This window comes from Amycolatopsis speibonae (assembly GCF_042647925.1).
Lineage (GTDB): Bacteria > Actinomycetota > Actinomycetes > Mycobacteriales > Pseudonocardiaceae > Amycolatopsis > Amycolatopsis speibonae.
The window spans coordinates 724838-746001 of the sequence record NZ_JBHRWK010000014.1 but is presented as its reverse complement, the minus strand read 5'-3'; the positions used below and the strand labels follow the sequence as shown (position 1 = coordinate 746001).

The following is a 21164-nucleotide window of genomic DNA, read 5'->3' as shown; positions in this document are numbered from 1 at the left end:
CTCGTCAACAAGTCACTGTATCGACAACTCCTTTGGCCGAATCTTTCCGGATGTACCGCTGAGAGAGATCAGATGTTCGGCGTCCGGAGCACCGGTGGCCAGGGCGGCGACGAGGAGCCGGGGCGGATTCGCCGGTATCACCCGCGACAGGGCGTGATGTCTGGTCCATCACACAGACGAACCCGGAAGTGAGCCCACCGTGAGGAGCGGGTCTAGCATCCTTTTCATCCACGCTCGATGACCATGATCTCGGCACCGTCGCCGGAGCCGTCCCCAGGTGGGCGACCCGGCGCAGGCGCGGAAACCAGCGGTCAGCGGGCCCAAGCCATGACGTTGGAGGCCGTTCACCGATGTCCACCACGGCTAGCACCGCCTCTGAGGCGGCCGCGAGCGATCGGGCGGGTGCCTCACGCCGGCAAGGGACCTTCTACCGGGGCGACCCCGGCATGTGGTCCTGGGTGCTGCACCGCATCACCGGCGTGCTGACATTCTTCTTCCTCTTCGTGCACGTGCTCGACACCGCGCTCGTGCGCGTGTCGCCCGACACGTACAACGAGGTCATCGAGACCTACAAGACCCCGCTGGTCAACCTCCTCGAGGTCGGCCTCGTCGGCGCGGTGCTGTTCCACGCGCTCAACGGCATCCGGGTCATGCTGGTCGACTTCTGGGAGAAGGGACCGAAGTTCCAGAAGCCGATGCTCTGGACCATCCTGGCCATCTGGGTCGTGGTGATGATTCCCGGTGCCTTCTTCATGATGAAGCGCACCGTCGAGGTTATGTTCGGGGGTAACTGACCATGGCTGAACTCGCTCTCGAGCGCCCGCGCGCCCCGAAGCGCGCCGCCGCCCGCCGCAGCAACTTCGAGCTCTACAGCTGGCTGTTCATGCGCATCTCGGGCCTCGCCCTGATCGTGCTGGTGCTCGGCCACCTGTTCATCATGAACATCCTCGACGGCGGCGTGCACCGCATCAACTGGGGCTTCGTCGCCGGCCGCTGGGCTTCGCCGTTCTGGCAGTTCTGGGACCTGTCGATGCTGTGGCTCGCCGAGATCCACGGTGGCAACGGGCTGCGCACGATCATCGACGACTACGCCCGCAAGGACAGCACCAGGTTCTGGCTGAAGATCGTGCTCTACGTCTCGATGGTGCTCATCCTCGCCGTCGGCACGATGGTGATCTTCACCTTCGATCCCGGTATCTCGGCCAACTGACGCCCACCACACGTTAAGCGGAGTCCTCATGCAGTTCCACAAGTACGACGTGGTGATCGTCGGCGCCGGTGGCGCCGGCATGCGCGCGGCCATCGAATCCGGCCAGCGCACGCGCACCGCGGTCCTCACCAAGCTCTACCCGACACGTTCGCACACCGGTGCCGCCCAGGGCGGCATGTGCGCCGCGCTCGCGAACGTCGAAGAGGACAACTGGGAGTGGCACACCTTCGACACGATCAAGGGCGGCGACTACCTGGTCGACCAGGACGCCGCCGAGATCATGGCGAAGGAAGCCATCGACGCGGTCCTCGACCTCGAGAAAATGGGCCTGCCGTTCAACCGGACGCCCGAAGGCAAGATCGACCAGCGACGCTTCGGCGGGCACACCCGTGACCACGGCAAGGCCGCGGTGCGCCGCGCCTGCTACGCCGCGGACCGCACCGGGCACATGATCCTGCAGACGCTGTACCAGAACTGCGTCAAGCACGGCACCGAGTTCTACAACGAGTTCTACGTGCTCGACCTGGTGCTCACCCCGGACGAGAACGGCAACCCGGTCGCCTCCGGCGTCGTCGCCTACGAGCTGGCCACCGGCGAGCTGCACGTCTTCCAGGCGAAGTCGATCGTGTTCGCCACCGGCGGCGCGGGCAAGATCTTCAAGACGACGTCGAACGCGCACACCCTCACCGGTGACGGGCTCGGCATCATCTTCCGCAAGGGCCTGCCGCTGGAGGACATGGAGTTCTTCCAGTTCCACCCGACAGGTCTGGCCGGGCTCGGCATCCTCATCTCCGAGGCCGTGCGCGGTGAGGGCGGCATCCTCCGCAACGCCGACGGCGAGCGGTTCATGGAGCGCTACGCCCCCACCATCAAGGACCTCGCGCCGCGCGACATCGTCGCCCGGTCGATGGTGCAGGAAGTGCTGCAGGGCCGCGGTTGCGGGCCGAACAAGGACTACGTCGTCCTCGACGTCACGCACATCCCGGAAGAGACACTGAACGCGAAACTCCCGGACATCATGGAGTTCTCCCGGACGTACCTGGGCGTCGACCCGGTCACCGAGCCGGTGCCGGTGTTCCCGACCTGCCACTACGTGATGGGCGGAATCCCGACGAACATCCACGGCGAAGCGTTGCGGGACAACGAGAACGTCATCCCCGGCCTGTACGCCGCGGGTGAGGTGGCGTGCGTGTCCGTGCACGGCTCGAACCGGCTCGGCACCAACTCGCTGCTGGACATCAACGTCTTCGGCCGTCGCGCCGGCATCGCCGCCGCCGAGTACGCGCTGGCGCACGACTTCGTCGAGCTGCCGGAGAACCCGACCACCATCGTCGAAGACCAGCTCTCGGGTCTGCTGTCGGAGCACGGCGACGAGCGCGTCGCCGACATCCGCACCGAACTGCAGAAGACGATGGACTCGCACGCTTCGGTGTACCGCACCGAGGACACGCTGAAGCAGGCGCTGACCGACGTGCAGTCGCTGAAGGACCGGTACGAGCGGATCACCGTGTCGGACAAGGGGAAGCGGTACAACACCGACGTCCTCGAAGCCATCGAGCTGGGCTTCCTGCTCGAACTCGCCGAGGTCCTCGTCGTCGGCGCCCTGGCGCGCAAGGAATCCCGCGGCGGACACGCGCGCGAGGACTACCCGAACCGCGACGACACGAACTTCATGCGGCACACCATGGCCTACAAGCAGGGTTCCGAGCTGGCCTCCGATATCCGACTGGACTACAAGCCGGTGACCTTCACCCGCTACGAACCGATGGAGCGGAAGTACTGATGACCACGGCCACCCCCGAGAAGTCGGAGGCCGTGTCCTCCGACCACACGCCGATCACCGTCACGCTGAAGATCCTGCGGTTCAACCCCGAGGTCGACACCGAGCCGCACTGGGAGTCTTACGACGTCCCGGCGCAGCGCACCGACCGGCTGCTGAACCTGCTCTTCTACGTGAAGGACTACATCGACGGGACGTTCTCGTTCCGCCGCTCGTGCGCGCACGGCGTCTGTGGTTCCGACGCGATGCAGATCAACGGCATCAACCGGCTGGCGTGCAAGGTCCTGATGAAGGACCTGCTGTCGCAGGACGGCAAGAAGACGACCATCACGATCGCGCCGATCAAGGGTCTGACGACGCTCAAGGACCTTTACGTCGACATGGACCCGTTCTTCGAGGCGTACCGTGCGGTGAAGCCGTACCTGATCGCCTACGGGAACGAGCCCACGCGCGAGCGGATCCAGTCGCAGGCCGACCGCGACCGGTTCGACGACACGACCAAGTGCATCCTGTGCGCCTGCTGCACGTCCTCGTGCCCGGTGTACTGGAACGACGGCTCGTACTTCGGCCCGGCGGCGATCGTCAACGCGCACCGGTTCATCTTCGACTCGCGTGACGAAGGCGCCGAAGAGCGTCTCGACATCCTGAACGACTCCGAGGGTGTCTGGCGGTGCCGTACGACGTTCAACTGCACCGACGCTTGCCCTCGCGGCATCCAGGTCACCAAAGCGATCCAAGAGGTCAAACGCGCCCTCCTCTTCAAGCGCGTCTAGGTTCAGCGGTCCGTGAAGGCCTCCTTCCCTACTCTCAAGGTAGGGAAGGAGGCCTTCACGGCATTCCCGGAGTTATCCACAACACCCCAGTTATCCACAGGTTCGCAAAGTGGGGCTGCCGCGGATGGGTCCATCCAGGACAGCCTGGATCACGTGGTCAAGAGGGGAAGATGGGCACAGCATCCCGAACTGCTGCTAGCGCGAAGCCATAAGGGCGTCGTCCGGGTCGCCGACCTGGAATCACTGGAGATGCCCAGCAAGACGATCTACAGCCGATGCCTCCCAGGTGGTCCATGGCAGCGACTCCTACCCGGAATCGTCCTGCTGCACGATCAAAAGCCGACCTCGTCGGAACTGGTGACAGCGGCGCTCCTGTACGCGGGCGCGAAGACGCTACTCACCGGCATCGAAGCCTGTCGGCTACACGGACTCCGACCGTCCGCACTGCCGGACGACTCGGGACTGCATTTGCTGATACCGCACGGGCGGAAGGTACGAAGCGTCGGCTTCGTCACCACCGAACGAACGGTACGGCTACCTTCGCCGGCAAACCGGAACGGAGTTCCTCTCGCTCCGCTGATCCGCGCGACTACCGACGCTGTTCGGCGGCTCACCGATCCGCTGGAGTCGGAAGAGCTGCTTATCGAGGCTGTCCAGCAAGGTAGATGCCATCCCAAGGCTTTGCTGTGGGAACTCGATCACGGCACCCAGCGAGGAACCGCGGTGCCGAGACGTCTCTTGACGGGCTGGGTAGACATCCGCTCGATGGCCGAGTCTCGGGCAAAGGTGCTCAGCCAGCGGCTGAAGACGCCGCCCAGCCATTGGAATGCCGAACTCTTCGACACTTCCGGCAGATATCTGGGGCGGCCGGACGCGTGGTGGGACGACGTCGGCATGGTGTGGGAAATCGATTCGTTCGACTTCCATTTCCGCCGAGCCGGATATCAGCGGACCGTGGACAGGAACACCCGGTACGCGACGTCCGGGATCGTCGTCGTCCAGACGCTGCCTTCGCAACTGTTGGATGATCCGGCCGCCGTGGTCGCGGACCTGACAACCGCCTGGCAGATCGCGGCTTCTCGTCCACGCCCACAGGTTCGTCTCTCCACCGCCGCCTGAGGTTCCGTGAAGGCCTCCTTCCCTACTCTGAAGGTAGGGAAGGAGGCCTTCACGACCCAACGGCTACTCCAGCACCCGCGCCAACGCGGAAGCATCGGCGGTACCGGGCAGCAGGTCGAAACCCTCCGGGTCGATGTCCTCCACAGCACCCGTACTCACGTCCCGCAGCATGTTGTACAGCCCCGCCATCACCGCGCGCGTGAAGTGCTCCCGGTGCTGTTGCCCGAGCGTCTGCGTCTGCCCGCGCACCTCGAACAGCACCGTCCCCGTCCCGTTCAGCGCGAACGAACACCGCGCCTGCCCCGGCAGATCGCGATCCGGGGCATGCGGATAGCGCGCCCCGACGAACCCGCGCGACGTCATCCCGTTGAACCCGCTGATCGCCAGCTGCCGCGATTCGTCCTTTGTGTACACATCGCGGTACTTCGCATATTTCCGGCCGGGTTCGAAGAACTTGTCGGGCAGCGGCGGATAGTCGATGCCGACGTCGAGGAGCCGGTCGCTGCCTTCCTGCCGGACGCACGCACCTTGATGGTGCAGATCGACGTACACGTCAGGCACCTTCCCGCGCTGTGCGGTCAGCGAGACGTACACCGAACGCAGAGCCCGCGCCTCGGGCGTGATGAACCAGCCCGGTTGATCCGGCGCACCGGGGAAGTCCTCCGCGCGCGGGAGGTAGTTCAGCTCGGGATTGAAATCGCGGTTGACGTCGAAACCGGGACGCTTCCGGTAGTCGTCGCCCTGGATGACGTCGCTGAGGTAGTTCCAGGCGGGCGGCCGCTCCTTGAGTTGCGGGAGCCTCCGCTGGACTTCGGCCCACGACAGGTCGTTGCCGCGCCGGTCGAGTTCGGCGCCGTCCGGGTTCAGTTTCGGCACCGCGACGAACGTGATGGTCTTTCGCAGCCGCTCGGCGTCCCGCGACTCCGACGTGCCGAGGTAGTCGAGGATGCGCAGAAGCGCGTCGGTGCCGGTCTTCTCGTTCCCGTGGATCTCGCTGGAGACCACGAAGACCTTCGGCCCCGTCCCGACACTCGCCTGATGGATCACCCGGCCGCGATTCGACCGCCCGACCTCCTTGACCGCCACCCGGCCTTTGCTCACCCGTTCGAGCCTGCCGAGCTCGCGCACCATCTCCCGGTAGTCGGTGAACTCGTTGATGGGCAGCTCCCGCGGCTCCTCACTGCAGGCCTGGACCGGCGCCGCCACCGCCGCGGGTGCGCTGACCAGCGGAAGCACCGCCAACCCCACCAGCACGGGAACCAACCGACCGAACACCGACATCGTGAACTCCCCACTGTCGAAGGTGTTCACAACGTAGCGAGTCCGGCACCGGTCGCGAATCCGGCGAAAGTGCCCGAAAACGAAACCGGGGCCGGCCCACGGAAGTGGACCGGCCCCGGTAGTCGAAAAGAGCTACTTCACCGCGTCCAGAGCGTTGACGCGGCCGTGGCCGTAGTACGAGTTGTCCTTCGCCGGGCCTTCACAGACCGGCGCGGCGGTGCCGCACGGGACGGTGTCGGCCTGGTGCTCCAGCAGCCACCTCAGCGCCACGGGCGGAGCGCCGCGGAAACGCGACGCGAGCAGCGCGGCGACACCGGCGGCGTGCGGGGACGCCATCGAGGTGCCGCACTTGGTGCCGTACGCGCCGTTGAAGATGGTCGACAGCGGGCAGCCCGCACCTTGGCCGGTGGGCGGCAGCTGGGCACGGTCGCCACCGGGAGCGGTGACCGAAACGTCGTCACCGTAGTTGCTGTACGACGACTTCGAGCCCGCGTAGCCGATGGCCGAGACGTTGACGACGCCGTCGATGGCCTTGGGCAGGATGCCGCAGCTCTTGTCGACCGGGTGCGGCCGGTTCGGGTCGGTGGTCTGCTCGTCCGGGTCGAAGCCGCTGTTGCCGGCGGCGGCGACGTTCAGCACGCCACGGCCGGTCGAGTAGGTCACCGCGCGGCGGACGGCCTCGAACGCGGCCGCGTCGCCCGGCTCCTTCGTGCAGTAGAACATGCCCGGGTCGATGTAGTAGCTGTTGTTCGTGACCGGGAAGCGGTGCTTCGCCGCCCACATGAACCCGCAGACGGCGGCTTCGGGGAGGATCAGGCCGTCGTCGTTCACGACCTTCACCGAGGCCAGCTTGACGCCGGGCGCGATGCCCGTGAAGCCGCGCTCGGTGTCCTTGCCGGCGATGGTGCCGGCGACGTGCGTGCCGTGGTCGGAGTTCGTCGGCGCCCAGGCGGCGGGCGTGGTGTCCGGCGCGCCGGTGTTGCATCCGGCCGACGTCTTCGGGTCCAGGGCGTTCTTCAGCGCGGGGTGGGTGGGCTCGATGCCCGAATCCAGCACGCCGACGGTCACCGAGCGGCTGCCACCGGAGACCTTGTTCGCCTCGGGAGCCTGGATCGCCCGCATGTCCCACTGCTGGGCCGACAAGTCCTCTTCGGCCGCGACGCTGGTGGTCTCTTCGCTTTCCTTGGTGTCGACCACGGCGGAGCGGGTCGAACGGTTCGAGGCCGCGGGCGGGAACGCCACGTCACGGCCGCCCGAGTAGGCGCGGAAGACGCCGATCTTCGCCTGGAAGTCGGCGTTGCGCGAGGTCGCCACCGCGACCCCGATCTCCGGGTAGTACGCGACCTTCTCGCCGCACTTGGCGCGCAGCTCGGTGTCGACCTTGCGCTCCGGGGTACGCGGGTTGTAGAGCACAACGTAGTTGAACGGCGCGCTCGCGGTGTCGCACTGCGGTGCGGGCGCGGCACTCGCCGACGGGGCCGCGAACACACTTCCCGCCGCCGCCGCGACGAGCGCGGGGACGAGCAGGCGTCTGATCCGGGACATTCCACCTCCATGATTCGGTGGAGTGAACGTAAGCGAGCCGAAGCCCGCCCACCACCGTCAAAAGGACGACAAACCGGATCAGGCGTCAGCCTTTTCCGCGTCCCGTGACTTGGCGCCACGAAGCGTGCGCAGACCGATGAGACCGATGACGGTGCCGAGCACGAACGAGACCACCGTCAGCACGGCGTGCACGATGAAGTAGGCGGTGGGCGACCCGTCGGCGGCCCAGGCGCGGTCGCTGTCCCAGAGGTTCTTGGCGAACGTGATCCAGATGATCCACGACCACACGCCGAAACCCAGCAGGAACATCGAAGTACCTCGCGAAATGCGCATGCCCCTGAGTATGCAGCGAGCCCGGCGACGCTACATTGCTCGGGTGCACAGCGCTATCTCCCGGTCGCTCATGGTCCTCGTTTCCGGTGTGCTCGCCCTCGCGGTGACGCCGGTGGCCACAGCCGCCCCGAAGCCACCTGTCCAGGCACAGCCGTGCGCGAACAAGGCGACACCGCCCGCACCGATCGACACCTCCGAGAAACCGCGCCCCGGCGAGGCCGTGCCGGAGCCGATGCCGGTCCCGCCGGTCCCGGTGGGCGGCGACCGGATGGCCGAATGCGGCCTCGTGCTCCCGAAGCGCGCGCTGAACCCGCCGGAAGGAAGCACCGCCGCGTCCTGGGTGCTGCAGGACCTGGAGACCGGCGACGTCATCGCGGCGAAGGATCCGCACGCCCGTCAGCGGCCGGCGTCGCTGATCAAGGTCCTGCTCGGACTGGTGGTGGTCACCGAGCTCAAGCCGGAGAAGGTCATCATCCCGACCAAGGAGGACGCCGAGCAGGAGTGCACCTGCGTCGGCATCGCGGCCGGCGGTCAGTACACAGTGGACCAGCTGCTGCACGGACTGCTGATGCACTCCGGGAACGACGCGGCGCACGCGCTCTCCACCGTGCTCGGCGGCGTCGACGCCACCGTCGCGAAGATGAACGCGCTGGCCACCCGCATCGGCGCCACGGACACCCGGGCCGCGACGCCGTCCGGGCTCGACGGCCCCGGCATGTCGACCTCGGCCTACGACATGAGCCTGATCTTCCACTACGCGATGAGGAAGCCGGAATTCGCGCAGGTGGTGAAGACCAAGAGCTTCGAAATCCCGCCCATCGCGGGAAAGCCGGTCATCACGATCTACAACGACAACAAGCTCCTCGGGTCCTACCCCGGGTTCATCGGCGGGAAGACCGGCTTCACCGACGACGCGCGGCACACCTACGTCGGCGGCGCGCTCCAGAACGGCCACCGGGTCGCGGTCGTGATGCTCCGCGCCGAGCAGCGCCCGACACGCGTCACCGAACAGGCCGCGAAGCTCCTCGATTACGGCATCGCGCTGCGCGAGGCCAAGGCCGAATCGGTCGGGCGCATCGAATACAAGGCGACGGAAGCCGTGGACGCGGGCCAGGCGGCGGCCGCGCCGAACGCCGACGGCACGTCGAACAGCGGCGCCGCCGCCGCGGCCGAAGACCCGTTCGGGGTGACCGGCTGGATCATCACGCTGGCCGTCTTCCTGATCATCGTGGCGTCGTTCGTCGTCGGTCACCAGCGCAAGAAGGCCATGGCGGGCGAGTAGGGAATCAGGACTTCCGGCGGCCGAACCAGCCCAGAAGCGCTCCGGTCGCGAAAGCCCCGCCGACGGCACCGAGCCCCGGCCCCTGCTGAACGGTCACTCTCGGGTGGATCAGCACCGGGGCGGGCGGCTCGATGACGGTCGACATGTTCTCCTTCGCCGTCGCCGTCCACGCGGTGACGAACAGCAGGAACCGCGAGACGAGATTCGCGAACACGAGCAGGCCGATCACCGGGCCGAACAGCGTGAACGCCGGTGATTTCGTGACACTGCCCAGATAGAGGGTCGCGCCCTGCTGGAGCACGATGAACCCGACGGCGGCGAAGATCGCGCCCTTGACCGCGCTGCGCAGCGCGACGTGCTCGCGAGGAAGCCTCGCGATGACCCAGAGGAACACCAGGGTGTTCGCGAGCAGGCCGAGCAGGATCGTCGCGACCTTCAGCAGGAACACGGCCCAGCTCTGGTTCTCCAAGCCGACGAGTTCGAGCAGGAACCGCCCGATCCCGCTGCCCGCGGCGGTGAGACCGAACGAGACCGCCAGCGCGACGCCGAGCCCGACGAGGGAGAGCAAGTCCTTGATCGTCGTCGAAACCAGCGGCAGCTGCTGCTTTTCCTGACCCCATTGGGCGGTCAGCGCGTCACGCAGGTTCGTCATCCAGCCGATGCCGGAGTACAGCGCGAGCACCAGGCCGAAGATCCCGATGCCGCCGCCGGACTTCAGTGCCGCGCCGACGATGCCGCCGACCAGGTCGCGCAGGCCGTCGGGCACCGATTTGTTGATGCCGTCGGTGATCTGGTTGAGCACCGTCTGATCGCCGGCGACCACCATCCCGATGACCGCGAACGCGACCATCAGGATCGGGATCACCGAAAGCACACTGAAGTAGGTGATGGCGGCGGCGTAGTGGTTGCCGTAGCGCTCGGTGAAGGCGTCGTTGGCCCGGATGAGGTGATCGAGCCAGCCGTACTTCCGCCGCAAACGCGGTAACAGCTTGTCCTCTTCCGGCTTCGCGCCGTCATCTTTCGCCACCGTCAAACGCTAACCACACGTCGGCGACATCGCAGCGCGAATCAGCCTGCCGGGGGAAGGAACCCGATGTTCTCGTAGACGTTCCGCAACGTCACCGAAGCGACTTCGCGGGCCCGTTGCGCACCGAGGGCCAGCGCCTTGTCGAGCTCGGCGACGTCGTCCATGTAGGACTGGACGCGCTCCTGCACCGGCGTGGCCCACTCGACGAACGCCTCGGCGACGCCCTTTTTCAGGTCGCCGTAGCCCTTGCCCTCGTAGGCGGTGACGAGTTCGGCGACCGGCTGGTCGGTCAGCGCGGAGAGGATCGTCAGCAGGTTCGAGACACCCGGCTTGTTCTCGGTGTCGAAGACGATCTCGCGGCCGGTGTCGGTGACCGCCGAGCGGACCTTCTTCGCCGACTTCTTCGGGTCTTCGAGCAACTCGATGAGGCCGTTGCCGGTCGACGAGGACTTGCTCATCTTCGCGGTCGGGTCCTGCAGGTCGTAGATCTTCGCCGTGTCCTTGACGATATGCGGCTCCGGCACGGTGAACGTCTTGCCGTAGCGGTTGTTGAACCGCTGCGCGAGGTTGCGCGTCAGCTCCAGGTGCTGCCGCTGGTCCTCGCCGACGGGGACCTCGTTCGCCTGGTACAGCAGGATGTCCGCGGCCTGCAGGACCGGGTAGGTGAACAGGCCGACGCTGGCGCGATCCGTGCCCTGCTTCGCGGCCTTGTCCTTGAACTGCGTCATCCGGCTCGCCTCGCCGAACCCGGTCTGGCATTCCAGCACCCAGCTCAGCTGGGCGTGCTCGGGCACCTGGCTCTGGACGAACAGCGCGCTTCGGGCCGGGTCGACGCCGAGGGCGAGCAACTGCGCGGCCGAGCGGCGCGTGCGGTGGCGCAGCACCTTCGGATCCTGCTCGACGGTGATCGCGTGCAGGTCGACGACCATGTAGAAGGTCTCGTGGGTGTCCTGCAGCCGCACCCATTGCCGCAGCGCACCCAGGTAGTTGCCCAGGTGGAACGAGTCGGCGGTCGGCTGGATCCCGGAGAGCACCCGCGGGCGCTTCAGTTCGTCGGACACGCCCGGATTCTGTCAGGCCACGCCGCGGCGGGTCATCCGAGGTCGCCCCCGCCGAACGGTCTAAACGGTTAAACGCCACATACTTCCGACGGTTCTGGGCGCGGTGTCCGATTCCTAGCGTTCATGGCACCGGATCTTCCGGCCACACCGAAGGAGAACCCAGATGAAGGCACGATCCCTGCTGATGGGCTTGGCCATCGCGGCTGCGGCCGTGTTCACGCTCCCCGGAGCCGCGACGGCGGCCGAGCCCACCGGCGGCGTCCAGCCGAACATCGTCGGCGGCGGCAATGCGACCCAGGTCTACTCGTTCATGGTGTCCCAGCAGTCGAGCTCCGGTGGGCACCAGTGTGGTGGCTCACTGATCAGCGCGACCTGGGTGGTCACCGCGAAGCACTGTGGCACGCCGGCTCAGGTGCGCGTCGGCACCACGAACCGCACCAGCGGCGGCACCGTGGCCCGCGTGGCCCAGCGGATCGCCCACCCGAGCGCCGACCTGGCGCTGCTGCGGCTCTCGTCGTCGGTTTCGCAGGCGCCGGTCACGATCGCCGACGCGTCCGGGGCCGTCGGCACCGCGACGCGGATCATCGGCTGGGGCCAGACCTGCGCCCCGCAGGGCGGCTGCGGTGCCCCGGTCACCCTGCAGCAGCTGGACACCTCGATCGTCGCCGACAACAAGTGCCTCGGGATCAGCGGCGCGAGCGAGATCTGCACCAACAACCCCGGCGGGAACAAGGGCGCCTGCTACGGCGACTCGGGCGGCCCGCAGGTGAAGCAGGTCAACGGTGTCTGGCAGCTGGTCGGCGCCACCAGCCGCGCCGGGAACAACAGCAGCACCTGCGCGACCGGGCCGTCGATCTACGTGGACGTCCCCTACTTCCGCAGCTGGATCCGCACCAACTCCGGAGTCTGATCCGGTTCCCGCGTCGCCCCACCGCCCCCTGGGGCGACGCGGTCCCAGCCGGTTCAGCAAGGAACCGTGCGGAAGTTCGAAGAGCCGCTCCAGCAGCGCGACCGCCTTCAGGGAGTCGCACCGCTCGGGGCGGCTTCTTCCGGTCCGCCAGTAGCTCAAGGTCGCGACGCTGACCCGGACGCCCTGCTGGGCGAGCCGGTGCCGGATCCGGTCGAGTCCGAGGCCGCTGTCCGCGATCGCACGGTCCAGGGCACGGGGGAAGGGATCCCCGGGCTGGCTGCGACGCCGCGTCACCGTCATGTACCCGAGCGTGGCGATCGCCGCTACCCAAAACAATCCGGGCCGGACTAGGTGTCCCTACCCAAGAAATCCGGCACGTCGCCTTTAGCGGGCTAATCGCGACCCGCCCCGCCCTACCGCCGACCTGCGTTTAGCGGGCTAATCGCGATCTGGGGCGGGAGATCAGCAGGTCAGGGGCGTCGCTGGCGGGCGAGGGCCTCGTCGGTGAGGACTGCCTCGGCCATCGCGGCGACGTGCGGCGCGGCGGGCTGGACCGGGGCGGCGGGAGCGTGGGCGGCAGCGGCCGCGCGGGCCTTCCGACGCTGACGGAACACACCGAAGGCCATGCCGACGATGCCGAGCGCGACGGCGATCAGGCCGACCGGGCCCAGAAGACCGAACGCCATCTCCGAACGCGACGTCGACTCCGCGGCCGACGCCGGGACAGCGCCCGCGACAAGCAGCGCGACCGGGATCGCGATGACCGCCGTGGCCCTGGCCGCAGGCAGGGCCGAGCGCATCAGGAGATGAACTGGGTTCCGCACCGGAGTGCCTCCCGTGACGTGACTTTGCCGAACCGGAACGCTAACCCGAAAGAGTGAGCATTTCCAGGCTGCTGGTCAAAAAACTACCGAGCGTGTCAAGACCTGTGGGTTCTGATCAACTCGGGGCACGACACTAGCCCCTCACAGGGGGGATCTTTCGAGCACCCCTCTTCTCAGAGTTGTCGTGCGTGGAAACGGTTTCTGACAAAACCGGACAGGGTTAGGCCGTTCGGATGTCACCACAGGGCCGAACAGGCACGATCCGACTTTCCCCGGTTGGTTTCTTGTGCGCAATGGTCTATACCTGTTGGCCATACCCCTAAAAGGTATAGACCAATATCTCCCTGCATGGTCCCCTCGTACGAAGGAGCCACCGATGTCTCTTCGACGTATTCTCGCGGCGGTCGCCGCCACCTTCGCCGCCACCACGGTCGCCGTGGTCGTCCCGGCCCAGTCCGCCTCCGCCGCGGACTGCGTGGCACCGTGGAACGCGAGCTCGGTCTACTGGGGCGGCAACACCGCCTCGCACAACGGACACAACTGGTCCGCGAAGTGGTGGACGCAGAACGAAACCCCAGGTACGGCCCAGGTTTGGGCAGATCAGGGCGCCTGCGGCGGCGGCACGACCAACCCGCCGAACCCGTCCGGCTTCGTGGTCAGCGAAGCACAGTTCAACCAGATGTTCCCGGGCCGGAACGCCTTCTACACCTACAGCGGCCTGGTCACCGCCCTCAGCGCGTACCCGGCCTTCGCGGGCACGGGCAGCGACACCGTGAAGAAGCAGGAAGCGGCGGCCTTCCTGGCGAACGTCAGCCACGAGACCGGCGGTCTGGTCTACATCGTCGAGCAGAACGAAGCCAACTACCCGCACTACTGCGACACGAGCCAGTCCTACGGCTGCCCGGCGGGCAACGCCGCGTACTACGGCCGCGGCCCGATCCAGCTGAGCTGGAACTTCAACTACAAGGCCGCCGGCGACGCGCTGGGCCTGCCGCTGCTGACCAACCCGTGGCTGGTGCAGAACGACGCGGCGGTCGCCTGGAAGACCGGCATCTGGTACTGGATGACCCAGAACGGCCCGGGCACGATGACCCCGCACAACGCGATGGTCAACAGCCGCGGCTTCGGTGAGACCATCCGCAGCATCAACGGCAGCATCGAGTGCAACGGCGGCAACCCCGGCCAGGTGCAGAGCCGCGTGAGCAAGTACCAGCAGTTCACCGGCATCCTCGGCGTCGACCCCGGCGGCAACCTGTCCTGCTGATCCATCCAGAGAGCTGAAGGGGCTCTTCGCCGCATCTAATGCAGCGAAGGGCCCCTTCGTCATTCGAGAGAGCCGAGAAGTCGGCGCAGTGCCCCATCCAGGACATCGAGATCCCCGCCCAGCGGCGAGAGAAGCTTCGCGACGTTCGCCGTGTGCTCGGTCATCGCGGCGTCGACGACTTCGAACCCGCGCTCGGTCAGCGTGACCCGGAAGCTGCGCCGGTCCTCCGGGTCGAGCGCCCGCTCGACCAGTCCCGCCGACTCAAGCCTGTCGATCCGGCTGGTCATCCCGGCCCTGGACATCATCAGCGTCGCGGACAGCTCGGACGGGATCAGCGTGTACGGCTTCCCGGACCGCCTGAGCGCCGCGAGCACGTCGAACTCACCTTGTTTCAAGCCGTGTCTCGCGAACACGGCCTCGACCATCGGCGCGGTCAGCATCGTCACGCGCCCGAGCCGTCCGGCGACCCCGATCGCCGCCAAGTCCAGTTCCGGCCGTTCCCGCCGCCACGCGCCGACCACCTCGTCGATCGCGTCGACGTTCCGCTCTTCACTCACGTCCGGAAGTCTATTCGACACGAGATAGTTTGACAGCGAACTATCAGCGGTGGAACTATCCGGGTATGACACAGCACATCGACACCCGCGAACCCGTCCTCGTCCGTGCCGCCGAAGCCGAGACCGTCGGCGCGGCCCCCACCCTCGTCACGCTGCTCGCCGATGTCTCGACCACAGGCGGGGTCATGAGCAGCGCGAGAACAGAACTGGGCGTCGGCGCCGATGGAGCGGCTCCGCACTATCACACCGGCTCCTCCGAGATGTTCTTCATGCTCGGAGGAAGACTGGAAGTCCTTGTGGGAGAAGAGATCGTCACCGTTTCCGAGGGAGACATGCTCGTCGTCCCGCCACTGACCACGCACGCCTTCCGTGCCGCCGTGGACTCATCGGCGGACGTGCTGATCGTGTTCATCCCCGGCGTGGAACGGTTCGACTACTTCCGCCTGCTGGAAAAAGTCGGCCACGGCAAAGCGACCGTCCAGGATCTCTTGGACAGCCAGGAAAAGTTCGACAATCACTTCACCGAAAGTCCGGTGTGGACGGAGAGCGCGAAGTCCCGTCAGTAACCGCGCGGCGGGTATCCCTGCGGTGGATAGCCCTGCGGCGGATACCCGGACTGCGGGTACTGGGGCGGCGGATACTGCGGTTGTGGGTACCGGGGTTGCGGATAGTGAGGCGGCGGGTACTGGGGCGGCGGATATCCCGGATGTTGCGGCGGGTACGGCGGCTGGCCGTACTGCGGCGGAGGCGGGTACTGCTGCGGATACCCGGGATTCTGCGGCGGATACGGCTGTTGCGGTTGCTGGGGCTGGTGCGACGGTGGCGCGGCGGGCTGCCCGCCACCGAGGTGAAACGGCAGAAGCGACACCAGGTTCCCGAGGAGTCCCAGCGTCAAGAGCACGTCGTCCGGCTTGGTCCGGCCGAACGTCGGATTCTCGACGTAGACCAGTTCCGCGCCCACCAGCGACCAGGTGTGCAGCTTCGATGACCGCATCGTGGCGGCGACCTGCGGTGTCAGCACCGCGACCGCGACGTTCGGGTCGGTGTCGATCAGCTTGTACCAGCGGTTGAACTTCCGGTCCGCCGTGGCGGGCTCGGGATACTGATCGACGTCCCAGGCGGCCTCGATGCTCGACGCGATCTGGAAGTTCGGCATCGGCGCGGGCAGGGTGAGCACCCAGACCGTGTCGATCGAGATCGTGTCGAGTTCGTTGACCTTCTTGTTGGTCCAGCGCGTATGCACGCTCGTGACCGTCGGGCGGCGGTGGTAGTCGAAGACGCTGAACTGAAGCCCGTTGTAAGCGCCGCTCAGCGCGCCGAACGCCATCCGCTTGTCTCCGCGCTGGTTGAACGGCAGCACCGTCCAGCGCTCCAGGAGGTTCGGCGCGTCCGGGCTGAACTCCCACCCGTACTGGGCGGACATCGCGTAGCGCTCGGCGTTCGTCGCCTCGATACGCCTGGCTTCGTTAGTCTCCATGACTCCCCGATTCACGCATCCCGCAACCGCCGCAGAACGTCGATCAAGCCAGGAAGCCTTTCAGTGAGCACCTGCCACACCAAGGCATCGTCAACCGTCGCGTATCCATGGATCAGGATGTTGCGAAATGCGACGATACGCCCGAGGTCAGGCACTTGCGCCGCAAGATCGCTGTCCAGTTCGGACAGCTGATTCAACGCCTCGCCGATGATTTCGAACTGACGCTCAACCGCCGAGCACAGCATCGCGTTCGACCGGTAGCCATCGAAATCCTCGCCCTCGCTGAACTCACTCAGCAGTTCCGCCGCCTTGGCAGCATCCCACAGGTAAGCGCGAGCATCACGCCGCATAGAGAAGCTCCCGGGTCTCCAGCACCTGCTGTTTGAAGTACGGATTGCGAATGCTGGTCACGCTGACGAGGTCGACCGGGCGGCCCAGTATCCGCTCCAGGCCTTCTTTCAGATCGAAGTAAGTGCCGAAGTAGTCGAACCCCTGCCCCGCGTCGAACTCGACCAGCACGTCGACATCGCTGGAGACCAAGTCGAACCTGTCACTCACGGCGGAGCCGAACAAATCGAGGCGGCTCACCGAGTGTTTCCGGCAAAGCTCCTCGATCTCACGCTTCTTGAGCTCGATCGACTCATGCACGACCTCCACCTCCTGAGCCTGATTGTGCCTGACCAGACCCATCAGGTCACGGCGAACGCTCAGTTCCCGTAGGTCGCCGTCACGGGAGCGTGATCCGACCAGCGCTGGTCGTAGGACTCGGCGCGCTCGACCACGACGGAGGTGCATCGCTCGGCGAGACCTGGGGTGGCGATCTGACAGTCGATGCGCCAGCCCGAGTCGTTGTCGAAAGCCTTCCCACGGTAGGACCACCAGGTGTACGGGCCGGGGCCTTCCGGATCGAGTTTGCGCTGCACGTCGACGTAACCGGCCTCGGTGAACACGCGGCCGAGCCACTCGCGCTCCTCCGGCAGGAAGCCCGAGCTCTTCTGGTTTCCGCGCCAGTTCTTCAGGTCGGTCTTCTCGTAGGCGATGTTCCAGTCGCCCACGACGACGACCTCACGGCCGCCGGCCTCCGCCTTGGCGCGCAGGTCGACCAGGTACGGCAGGAACGCCGCCATGAAGCGCTCTTTCTCGTCCTGCCGCGGGGTGCCGACGTCACCACTGGGCAGGTACAGGCTCGCGACCACGACATTCGGCAGGTGGATCTCGGCGTAGCGGCCACTGTCCTCGAATTCGGGTTCGCCGAAACCGATGCGGACCTCGTCCGGCTCGGCCCGGCTGAAGAGCATGACGCCGTTGCGCCCCTTCTGCGCCGACGGCGCGTGCACCACGTGCCAGCCTTCGGGCGCGGCGGCACCGGCCGGGAGCTCCTTGAGCTCGGCCCGGACCTCCTGGCAGGCGACGACGTCGGCCTTCGTGGAGGTGAGCCACTCGACGAAGCCCTTTTTCGCGGCGGCGCGGAGGCCGTTGACATTCACAGTGGAGACGGTCAGCACCCTTCGCACGCTACCCGGAGGGTCCGACAGAAACGTCAGGGGTTGAGCCGCGCGGAGAGGTCCCGTTCGTAGCGGTCCGAGATCTTCCGCAGCGACGGGCCCATGGTGAACTCCAGCAGCCGGAGGAATCCGTGCGTCTCGATGGTGACGTCGCAGATCACCTCGGTCCCGGTGCCGGTGCCGGTGCTCTTCAGATGCCAGGCGCCCGACACGCTGACCGGCCCTGGATCGAGCGTGCGGAACGCGACCTCGTCCGGCTTGTCGGCGCGGGTCAGCTCGACTTCGCTGTCGATTTCCTTGCCGCGTGGTTTCACCCGCTGGTGATATTTCACCCCCGGCGCGCCGCCCTCTCCGGACGCGAGCGAGCACGACACGACGTCGAAGCGCCACTCCGGCTGGTTGGTGAAGTCGGCGAGGTAGGCGTAGACCTCGTCGATCGGCTTCGGGGTGACGACCCGGCTCTGGACCTGCTTCATGACGGACCTCCTCGCGACCCCTCGGTCAGCAAGTCGCCGGAAATCGCGCGCCGTTACCGAGGGCGTTCTGCGAGACTGCGCCCATGAGCGAGCTGACCGTGCTGGGCAGCTGCGGCGCCTGGCCGGAACCGGGGCGGGCCTGCGCCGGGTTCCTCCTGGTCCACGAGGGTTTCAAGGTAGTGCTCGACCTCGGCTACGGGGCCGCGTCACAGCTGTTCGAACACGCCCCCGGTGGCCGGGTCGACGCGGTGGTGGTGACGCATGAACATCCCGATCACTGCGCCGACGTGAGCGCGCTCGGCCGTGCCCGCGCCTACGGGCTGCCGGACGAGCCGAGGATCCCGCTGCACTGCACGCCGGGCACGGTGCGGCGGCTCGAAGCGATGGAACCCCGGCCGCATCCGACGACGATCTTCGACGTGTCCGACCTCGGCCCGCCGCGTGAGGTCGGGCCGTTCCGGATGACCACGTTCCTGCTGCCGCACCACGTGCCGAACTACGGGTGCGGCTGACGGCGCCCGGGCTCACCGTCGCGTACACCGGTGACAGCGGGCCCAGCCCGACCCTGGCGGAGCTGGCGCGCGACGCCGACCTGCTCATCGCGGACGCCACGTTGCAGGGCCCGTCTCCCGACGAGACGCCGCGGCTGGTGTCGACGGCGGGCGAGGCCGGGTACTGGGCCGAACGCGGGGGTGCGCGGCGGCTGCTGCTGACTCACTTCTGGCCTGGCTCCGACCGCGAGGTCTCGGTGGCCGAAGCGCGGAGGGAGTTCAGGGGCGAGGTGCTGGCGGCCGAGGAAGGCGCCCACCTGCGTTTAGCCCCCTAATCGCGATCCCGCAGCCCACGGGCACCGACTCGCCTTTAGCGGGCTAAACGCGATCTCCCAGGTCACGGGCCGCATTTGGAGCCTTCGACCGGGGGCGCGAACTGCGCGGAGACCCACTTGCCCTCGGCGATCTTGCGGAAGCCGTTCTCGACCACCGGCTGCGCGTCGATCTTCGCGTCCTTGACGTACTTGCCGACGATCTTCTGTCCACCGGGGATGTCGCGCGCGTTGAGCACGTCGGCCGTCACCACGACCTGGCACCCGGTCGGGCTCGCGCTCGACTCCCTGTCCTGTCCCGAGATGGCGACGACGACGATCAGCGCCGCGCCGGCGCCGAGGAACAAGACCGGTTTCGAGATGGCCATGATGGTCACTCCTCGAACAAGGGAATCGTTTTCTGTCCGGTCCAGAGTGGCAGAAGCCGGGGCGGTCGCCCAGATCCCGGATTGCCAACCACCCGGAGGCGCCAACCGGACGGCGTCCGTACTACCCAGGGTCACGACGCGAAAAGGCCCCCTTCCGCGAGGAAGGGGGCCTTCACGTACTTACAGCGAGACTCAGCCCTGGGCGATCTTCTTGGCCAGGTTCTCGTCCAGCGTCGCGAGAAACTCCTCGGTGGTCTGGAACGCCTGCTCCTTGCTGATCAGCAGCGCGAGGTCCTTGGTCATCTTGCCGCTCTCGACGGTCTCGATGACGACCTGCTCCAGCTTGTTCGCGAACCCGATCAGCTCCGGGTTCGAGTCCAGCTTGCCGCGGTGCTCGAGTCCCCGGGTCCACGCGAAGATCGACGCGATCGGGTTGGTCGAGGTCGGCTTGCCCTGCTGGTGCTGGCGGTAGTGCCGGGTGACCGTGCCGTGCGCGGCCTCGGCCTCGACGGTCCTGCCGTCCGGGGTGCGCAGCACGGAGGTCATCAGGCCCAGCGAACCGAAGCCCTGTGCGACCGTGTCGGACTGCACGTCACCGTCATAGTTCTTGCAGGCCCAGACGTAGCCGCCCTCCCACTTCATCGCCGCGGCGACCATGTCGTCGATCAGGCGGTGCTCGTAGGAGATGCCCTTGGCGTCGAAGTCGGCCTTGAACTCGGCCTGGTAGATCTCCTCGAACACGTCCTTGAACATGCCGTCGTAGGCCTTCAGGATGGTGTTCTTGGTCGACATGTAGACCGGGTACTCGCGGTCGAGGCCGTACTGCAGCGAGGCGCGCGCGAAGTCCTCGATGGACTTGCGGTAGTTGTACATGCCCATGGCGACGCCGCCGCCCTCGGGGAACTTCGCGACGTCGAACTGCATCGGCTCGGAGCCGTCGTCCGGGGTGTAGCTGATGGTCAGCGTGCCGGGACCGGGGACCTTGAAGTTGGTCGCCTTGTACTGGTCACCGTGCGCGTGACGGCCGATGATGATCGGCTTGGTCCAGCCCGGCACCAGGCGCGGGATGTTCTGGATGACGATCGGCTCGCGGAAGATCACGCCGCCGAGGATGTTGCGGATCGTGCCGTTCGGCGAGAGCCACATCTTCTTCAGGCCGAACTCTTCGACGCGCGCCTCGTCCGGCGTGATCGTGGCGCACTTGACGCCGACGCCGTGCTTCTTGATGGCGTTGGCGGAGTCGATGGTGATCTGGTCGTCGGTGCGGTCCCGCTCCTCGATGCCCAGGTCGTAGTACTCGAGGTTGAGGTCCAGGTAGGGGTGGACCAGCTTGTCCTTGATGAACTGCCAAATAATGCGGGTCATCTCATCGCCGTCGAGCTCGACGACGGTGCCCTGGACCTTGATCTTGGCCATGAGCAGCGGTGCTCCTTCCGCGGATCTTCGCGTTCTTCTTAAGTCTCTCCGGTAGCGGTACAAGCGTACTGCTTAACGGCGCTGGATGGTTCCAGTAGTGGTGGGTATCAAGTCTCCACGAGGCCGATGTGGC

The 21164-nt window shown here is 66.7% G+C and carries 23 protein-coding genes and 1 pseudogene; 10 read left to right on the top strand and 14 right to left on the bottom strand.

Features of this window, described 5'->3' with window-relative positions:
* Window positions 1-350 precede the first annotated feature (350 nt).
* The 5 genes from sdhC (at window position 351) to ACFOSH_RS11710 (ending at window position 4882) form a co-directional block, all read left to right on the top strand.
* Window positions 351-794 (top strand): succinate dehydrogenase, cytochrome b556 subunit, encoded by a 444-nt coding sequence (gene sdhC / locus ACFOSH_RS11730; protein ID WP_378238766.1) that lies wholly within the window; start codon window positions 351-353, stop codon window positions 792-794.
* 2 nt (window positions 795-796) lie between these two features.
* Window positions 797-1210 carry a succinate dehydrogenase hydrophobic membrane anchor subunit gene (locus tag ACFOSH_RS11725; protein WP_005165555.1) on the top strand — a complete coding sequence of 138 codons (414 nt, stop codon included), beginning with the start codon at window positions 797-799 and terminating at the stop codon, window positions 1208-1210.
* A gap of 28 nt (window positions 1211-1238) precedes the next feature.
* On the top strand, window positions 1239-2993 hold the full coding sequence (gene sdhA, locus ACFOSH_RS11720; protein ID WP_378238765.1) for a succinate dehydrogenase flavoprotein subunit: 1755 nt from the start codon (window positions 1239-1241) through the stop codon (window positions 2991-2993).
* Window positions 2993-3763: a succinate dehydrogenase iron-sulfur subunit gene (locus tag ACFOSH_RS11715; protein ID WP_005165560.1), complete on the top strand. Its 771-nt coding sequence runs from the start codon at window positions 2993-2995 to the stop codon at window positions 3761-3763. The genes sdhA and ACFOSH_RS11715 overlap by 1 nt, the downstream gene beginning before the upstream one ends.
* Window positions 3764-3916: 153 nt before the next feature.
* Window positions 3917-4882, top strand: a complete 966-nt coding sequence (locus tag ACFOSH_RS11710) for a hypothetical protein (protein ID WP_378238764.1) — start codon at window positions 3917-3919, stop codon at window positions 4880-4882.
* Window positions 4883-4945: 63 nt separating this feature from the next.
* Here the strand turns inward: ACFOSH_RS11710 and ACFOSH_RS11705 are convergent, their stop codons facing one another.
* The 3 genes from ACFOSH_RS11705 to ACFOSH_RS11695 form a co-directional block, all read right to left on the bottom strand.
* Window positions 4946-6163 carry a M14 family zinc carboxypeptidase gene (locus tag ACFOSH_RS11705; RefSeq protein ID WP_378238763.1) on the bottom strand — a complete coding sequence of 406 codons (1218 nt, stop codon included), beginning with the start codon at window positions 6161-6163 and terminating at the stop codon, window positions 4946-4948.
* A 132-nt stretch (window positions 6164-6295) separates the two neighbouring features.
* Window positions 6296-7708: a S8 family peptidase gene (locus ACFOSH_RS11700; RefSeq protein WP_378238762.1), complete on the bottom strand. Its 1413-nt coding sequence runs from the start codon at window positions 7706-7708 to the stop codon at window positions 6296-6298.
* Between the two features lie 78 nt (window positions 7709-7786).
* Window positions 7787-8041, bottom strand: coding sequence for an SCO4848 family membrane protein (locus tag ACFOSH_RS11695; protein ID WP_276366612.1), 255 nt, complete (start codon window positions 8039-8041; stop codon window positions 7787-7789).
* 43 nt (window positions 8042-8084) lie between these two features.
* Here ACFOSH_RS11695 and ACFOSH_RS11690 point away from each other — a divergent pair, with 43 nt between their 5' ends.
* A complete protein-coding gene (locus ACFOSH_RS11690) occupies window positions 8085-9323 on the top strand; it encodes a D-alanyl-D-alanine carboxypeptidase family protein (RefSeq protein ID WP_378238761.1) in 1239 nt (412 codons plus the stop codon).
* Between the two features lie 4 nt (window positions 9324-9327).
* On the opposite strand, the gene ACFOSH_RS11685 is transcribed toward ACFOSH_RS11690, so the two are convergent.
* Window positions 9328-10356, bottom strand: coding sequence for a YhjD/YihY/BrkB family envelope integrity protein (locus ACFOSH_RS11685; RefSeq protein WP_378238760.1), 1029 nt, complete (start codon window positions 10354-10356; stop codon window positions 9328-9330).
* A gap of 35 nt (window positions 10357-10391) precedes the next feature.
* Window positions 10392-11411 (bottom strand): tryptophan--tRNA ligase, encoded by a 1020-nt coding sequence (gene trpS, locus ACFOSH_RS11680; RefSeq protein ID WP_378238759.1) that lies wholly within the window; start codon window positions 11409-11411, stop codon window positions 10392-10394.
* Between the two features lie 163 nt (window positions 11412-11574).
* Between trpS and ACFOSH_RS11675 the strand changes: the two genes are divergently transcribed.
* Window positions 11575-12321 carry a S1 family peptidase gene (locus ACFOSH_RS11675; RefSeq protein WP_378238758.1) on the top strand — a complete coding sequence of 249 codons (747 nt, stop codon included), beginning with the start codon at window positions 11575-11577 and terminating at the stop codon, window positions 12319-12321.
* Window positions 12322-12791: 470 nt separating this feature from the next.
* Here the strand turns inward: ACFOSH_RS11675 and ACFOSH_RS11670 are convergent, their stop codons facing one another.
* Entirely contained in the window at window positions 12792-13121 is a 330-nt protein-coding gene (locus ACFOSH_RS11670) for a hypothetical protein (RefSeq protein WP_378238836.1), read from the bottom strand.
* A 400-nt stretch (window positions 13122-13521) separates the two neighbouring features.
* On the opposite strand from ACFOSH_RS11670, the gene ACFOSH_RS11665 reads away from it, so the two are divergent.
* Entirely contained in the window at window positions 13522-14409 is an 888-nt protein-coding gene (locus ACFOSH_RS11665) for a glycoside hydrolase family 19 protein (protein ID WP_378238756.1), read from the top strand.
* Between the two features lie 59 nt (window positions 14410-14468).
* Here the strand turns inward: ACFOSH_RS11665 and ACFOSH_RS11660 are convergent, their stop codons facing one another.
* Window positions 14469-14966 carry a MarR family winged helix-turn-helix transcriptional regulator gene (locus ACFOSH_RS11660; protein ID WP_378238755.1) on the bottom strand — a complete coding sequence of 166 codons (498 nt, stop codon included), beginning with the start codon at window positions 14964-14966 and terminating at the stop codon, window positions 14469-14471.
* 65 nt (window positions 14967-15031) lie between these two features.
* Between ACFOSH_RS11660 and ACFOSH_RS11655 the strand changes: the two genes are divergently transcribed.
* Complete coding sequence (locus ACFOSH_RS11655) at window positions 15032-15532, top strand: cupin domain-containing protein (protein ID WP_378238754.1); 501 nt, start codon at window positions 15032-15034, stop codon at window positions 15530-15532.
* Here ACFOSH_RS11655 and ACFOSH_RS11650 read toward each other — a convergent pair.
* Genes ACFOSH_RS11650 through ACFOSH_RS11630 form a run of 5 tightly spaced genes read right to left on the bottom strand, consistent with a single transcriptional unit; the run spans window position 15526 to window position 18424 of the window.
* Window positions 15526-16443, bottom strand: coding sequence for a hypothetical protein (locus ACFOSH_RS11650; RefSeq protein ID WP_378238753.1), 918 nt, complete (start codon window positions 16441-16443; stop codon window positions 15526-15528). The two genes, ACFOSH_RS11655 and ACFOSH_RS11650, sit on opposite strands and share 7 nt — an antisense overlap.
* Window positions 16444-16454: 11 nt before the next feature.
* Window positions 16455-16793: a HepT-like ribonuclease domain-containing protein gene (locus tag ACFOSH_RS11645; protein WP_378238752.1), complete on the bottom strand. Its 339-nt coding sequence runs from the start codon at window positions 16791-16793 to the stop codon at window positions 16455-16457.
* Complete coding sequence (locus tag ACFOSH_RS11640) at window positions 16783-17091, bottom strand: nucleotidyltransferase family protein (RefSeq protein WP_378238751.1); 309 nt, start codon at window positions 17089-17091, stop codon at window positions 16783-16785. The genes ACFOSH_RS11645 and ACFOSH_RS11640 overlap by 11 nt, the downstream gene beginning before the upstream one ends.
* Before the next feature lie 59 nt (window positions 17092-17150).
* Entirely contained in the window at window positions 17151-17957 is an 807-nt protein-coding gene (locus tag ACFOSH_RS11635; protein WP_378238750.1) for an exodeoxyribonuclease III, read from the bottom strand.
* A gap of 26 nt (window positions 17958-17983) precedes the next feature.
* Entirely contained in the window at window positions 17984-18424 is a 441-nt protein-coding gene (locus tag ACFOSH_RS11630; RefSeq protein WP_378238749.1) for an SRPBCC family protein, read from the bottom strand.
* A gap of 83 nt (window positions 18425-18507) precedes the next feature.
* Between ACFOSH_RS11630 and ACFOSH_RS11625 the strand changes: the two are divergent.
* Window positions 18508-19250: pseudogene (locus tag ACFOSH_RS11625) on the top strand (MBL fold metallo-hydrolase).
* Window positions 19251-19312: 62 nt separating this feature from the next.
* Here ACFOSH_RS11625 and ACFOSH_RS11620 read toward each other — a convergent pair.
* Together ACFOSH_RS11620 and ACFOSH_RS11615 are read right to left on the bottom strand one after the other, a co-directional pair.
* Entirely contained in the window at window positions 19313-19615 is a 303-nt protein-coding gene (locus ACFOSH_RS11620) for an SH3 domain-containing protein (RefSeq protein ID WP_378238748.1), read from the bottom strand.
* 192 nt (window positions 19616-19807) lie between these two features.
* Entirely contained in the window at window positions 19808-21031 is a 1224-nt protein-coding gene (locus ACFOSH_RS11615) for an NADP-dependent isocitrate dehydrogenase (RefSeq protein WP_378238747.1), read from the bottom strand.
* Between the last annotated feature and the right edge of the window lie 133 nt (window positions 21032-21164).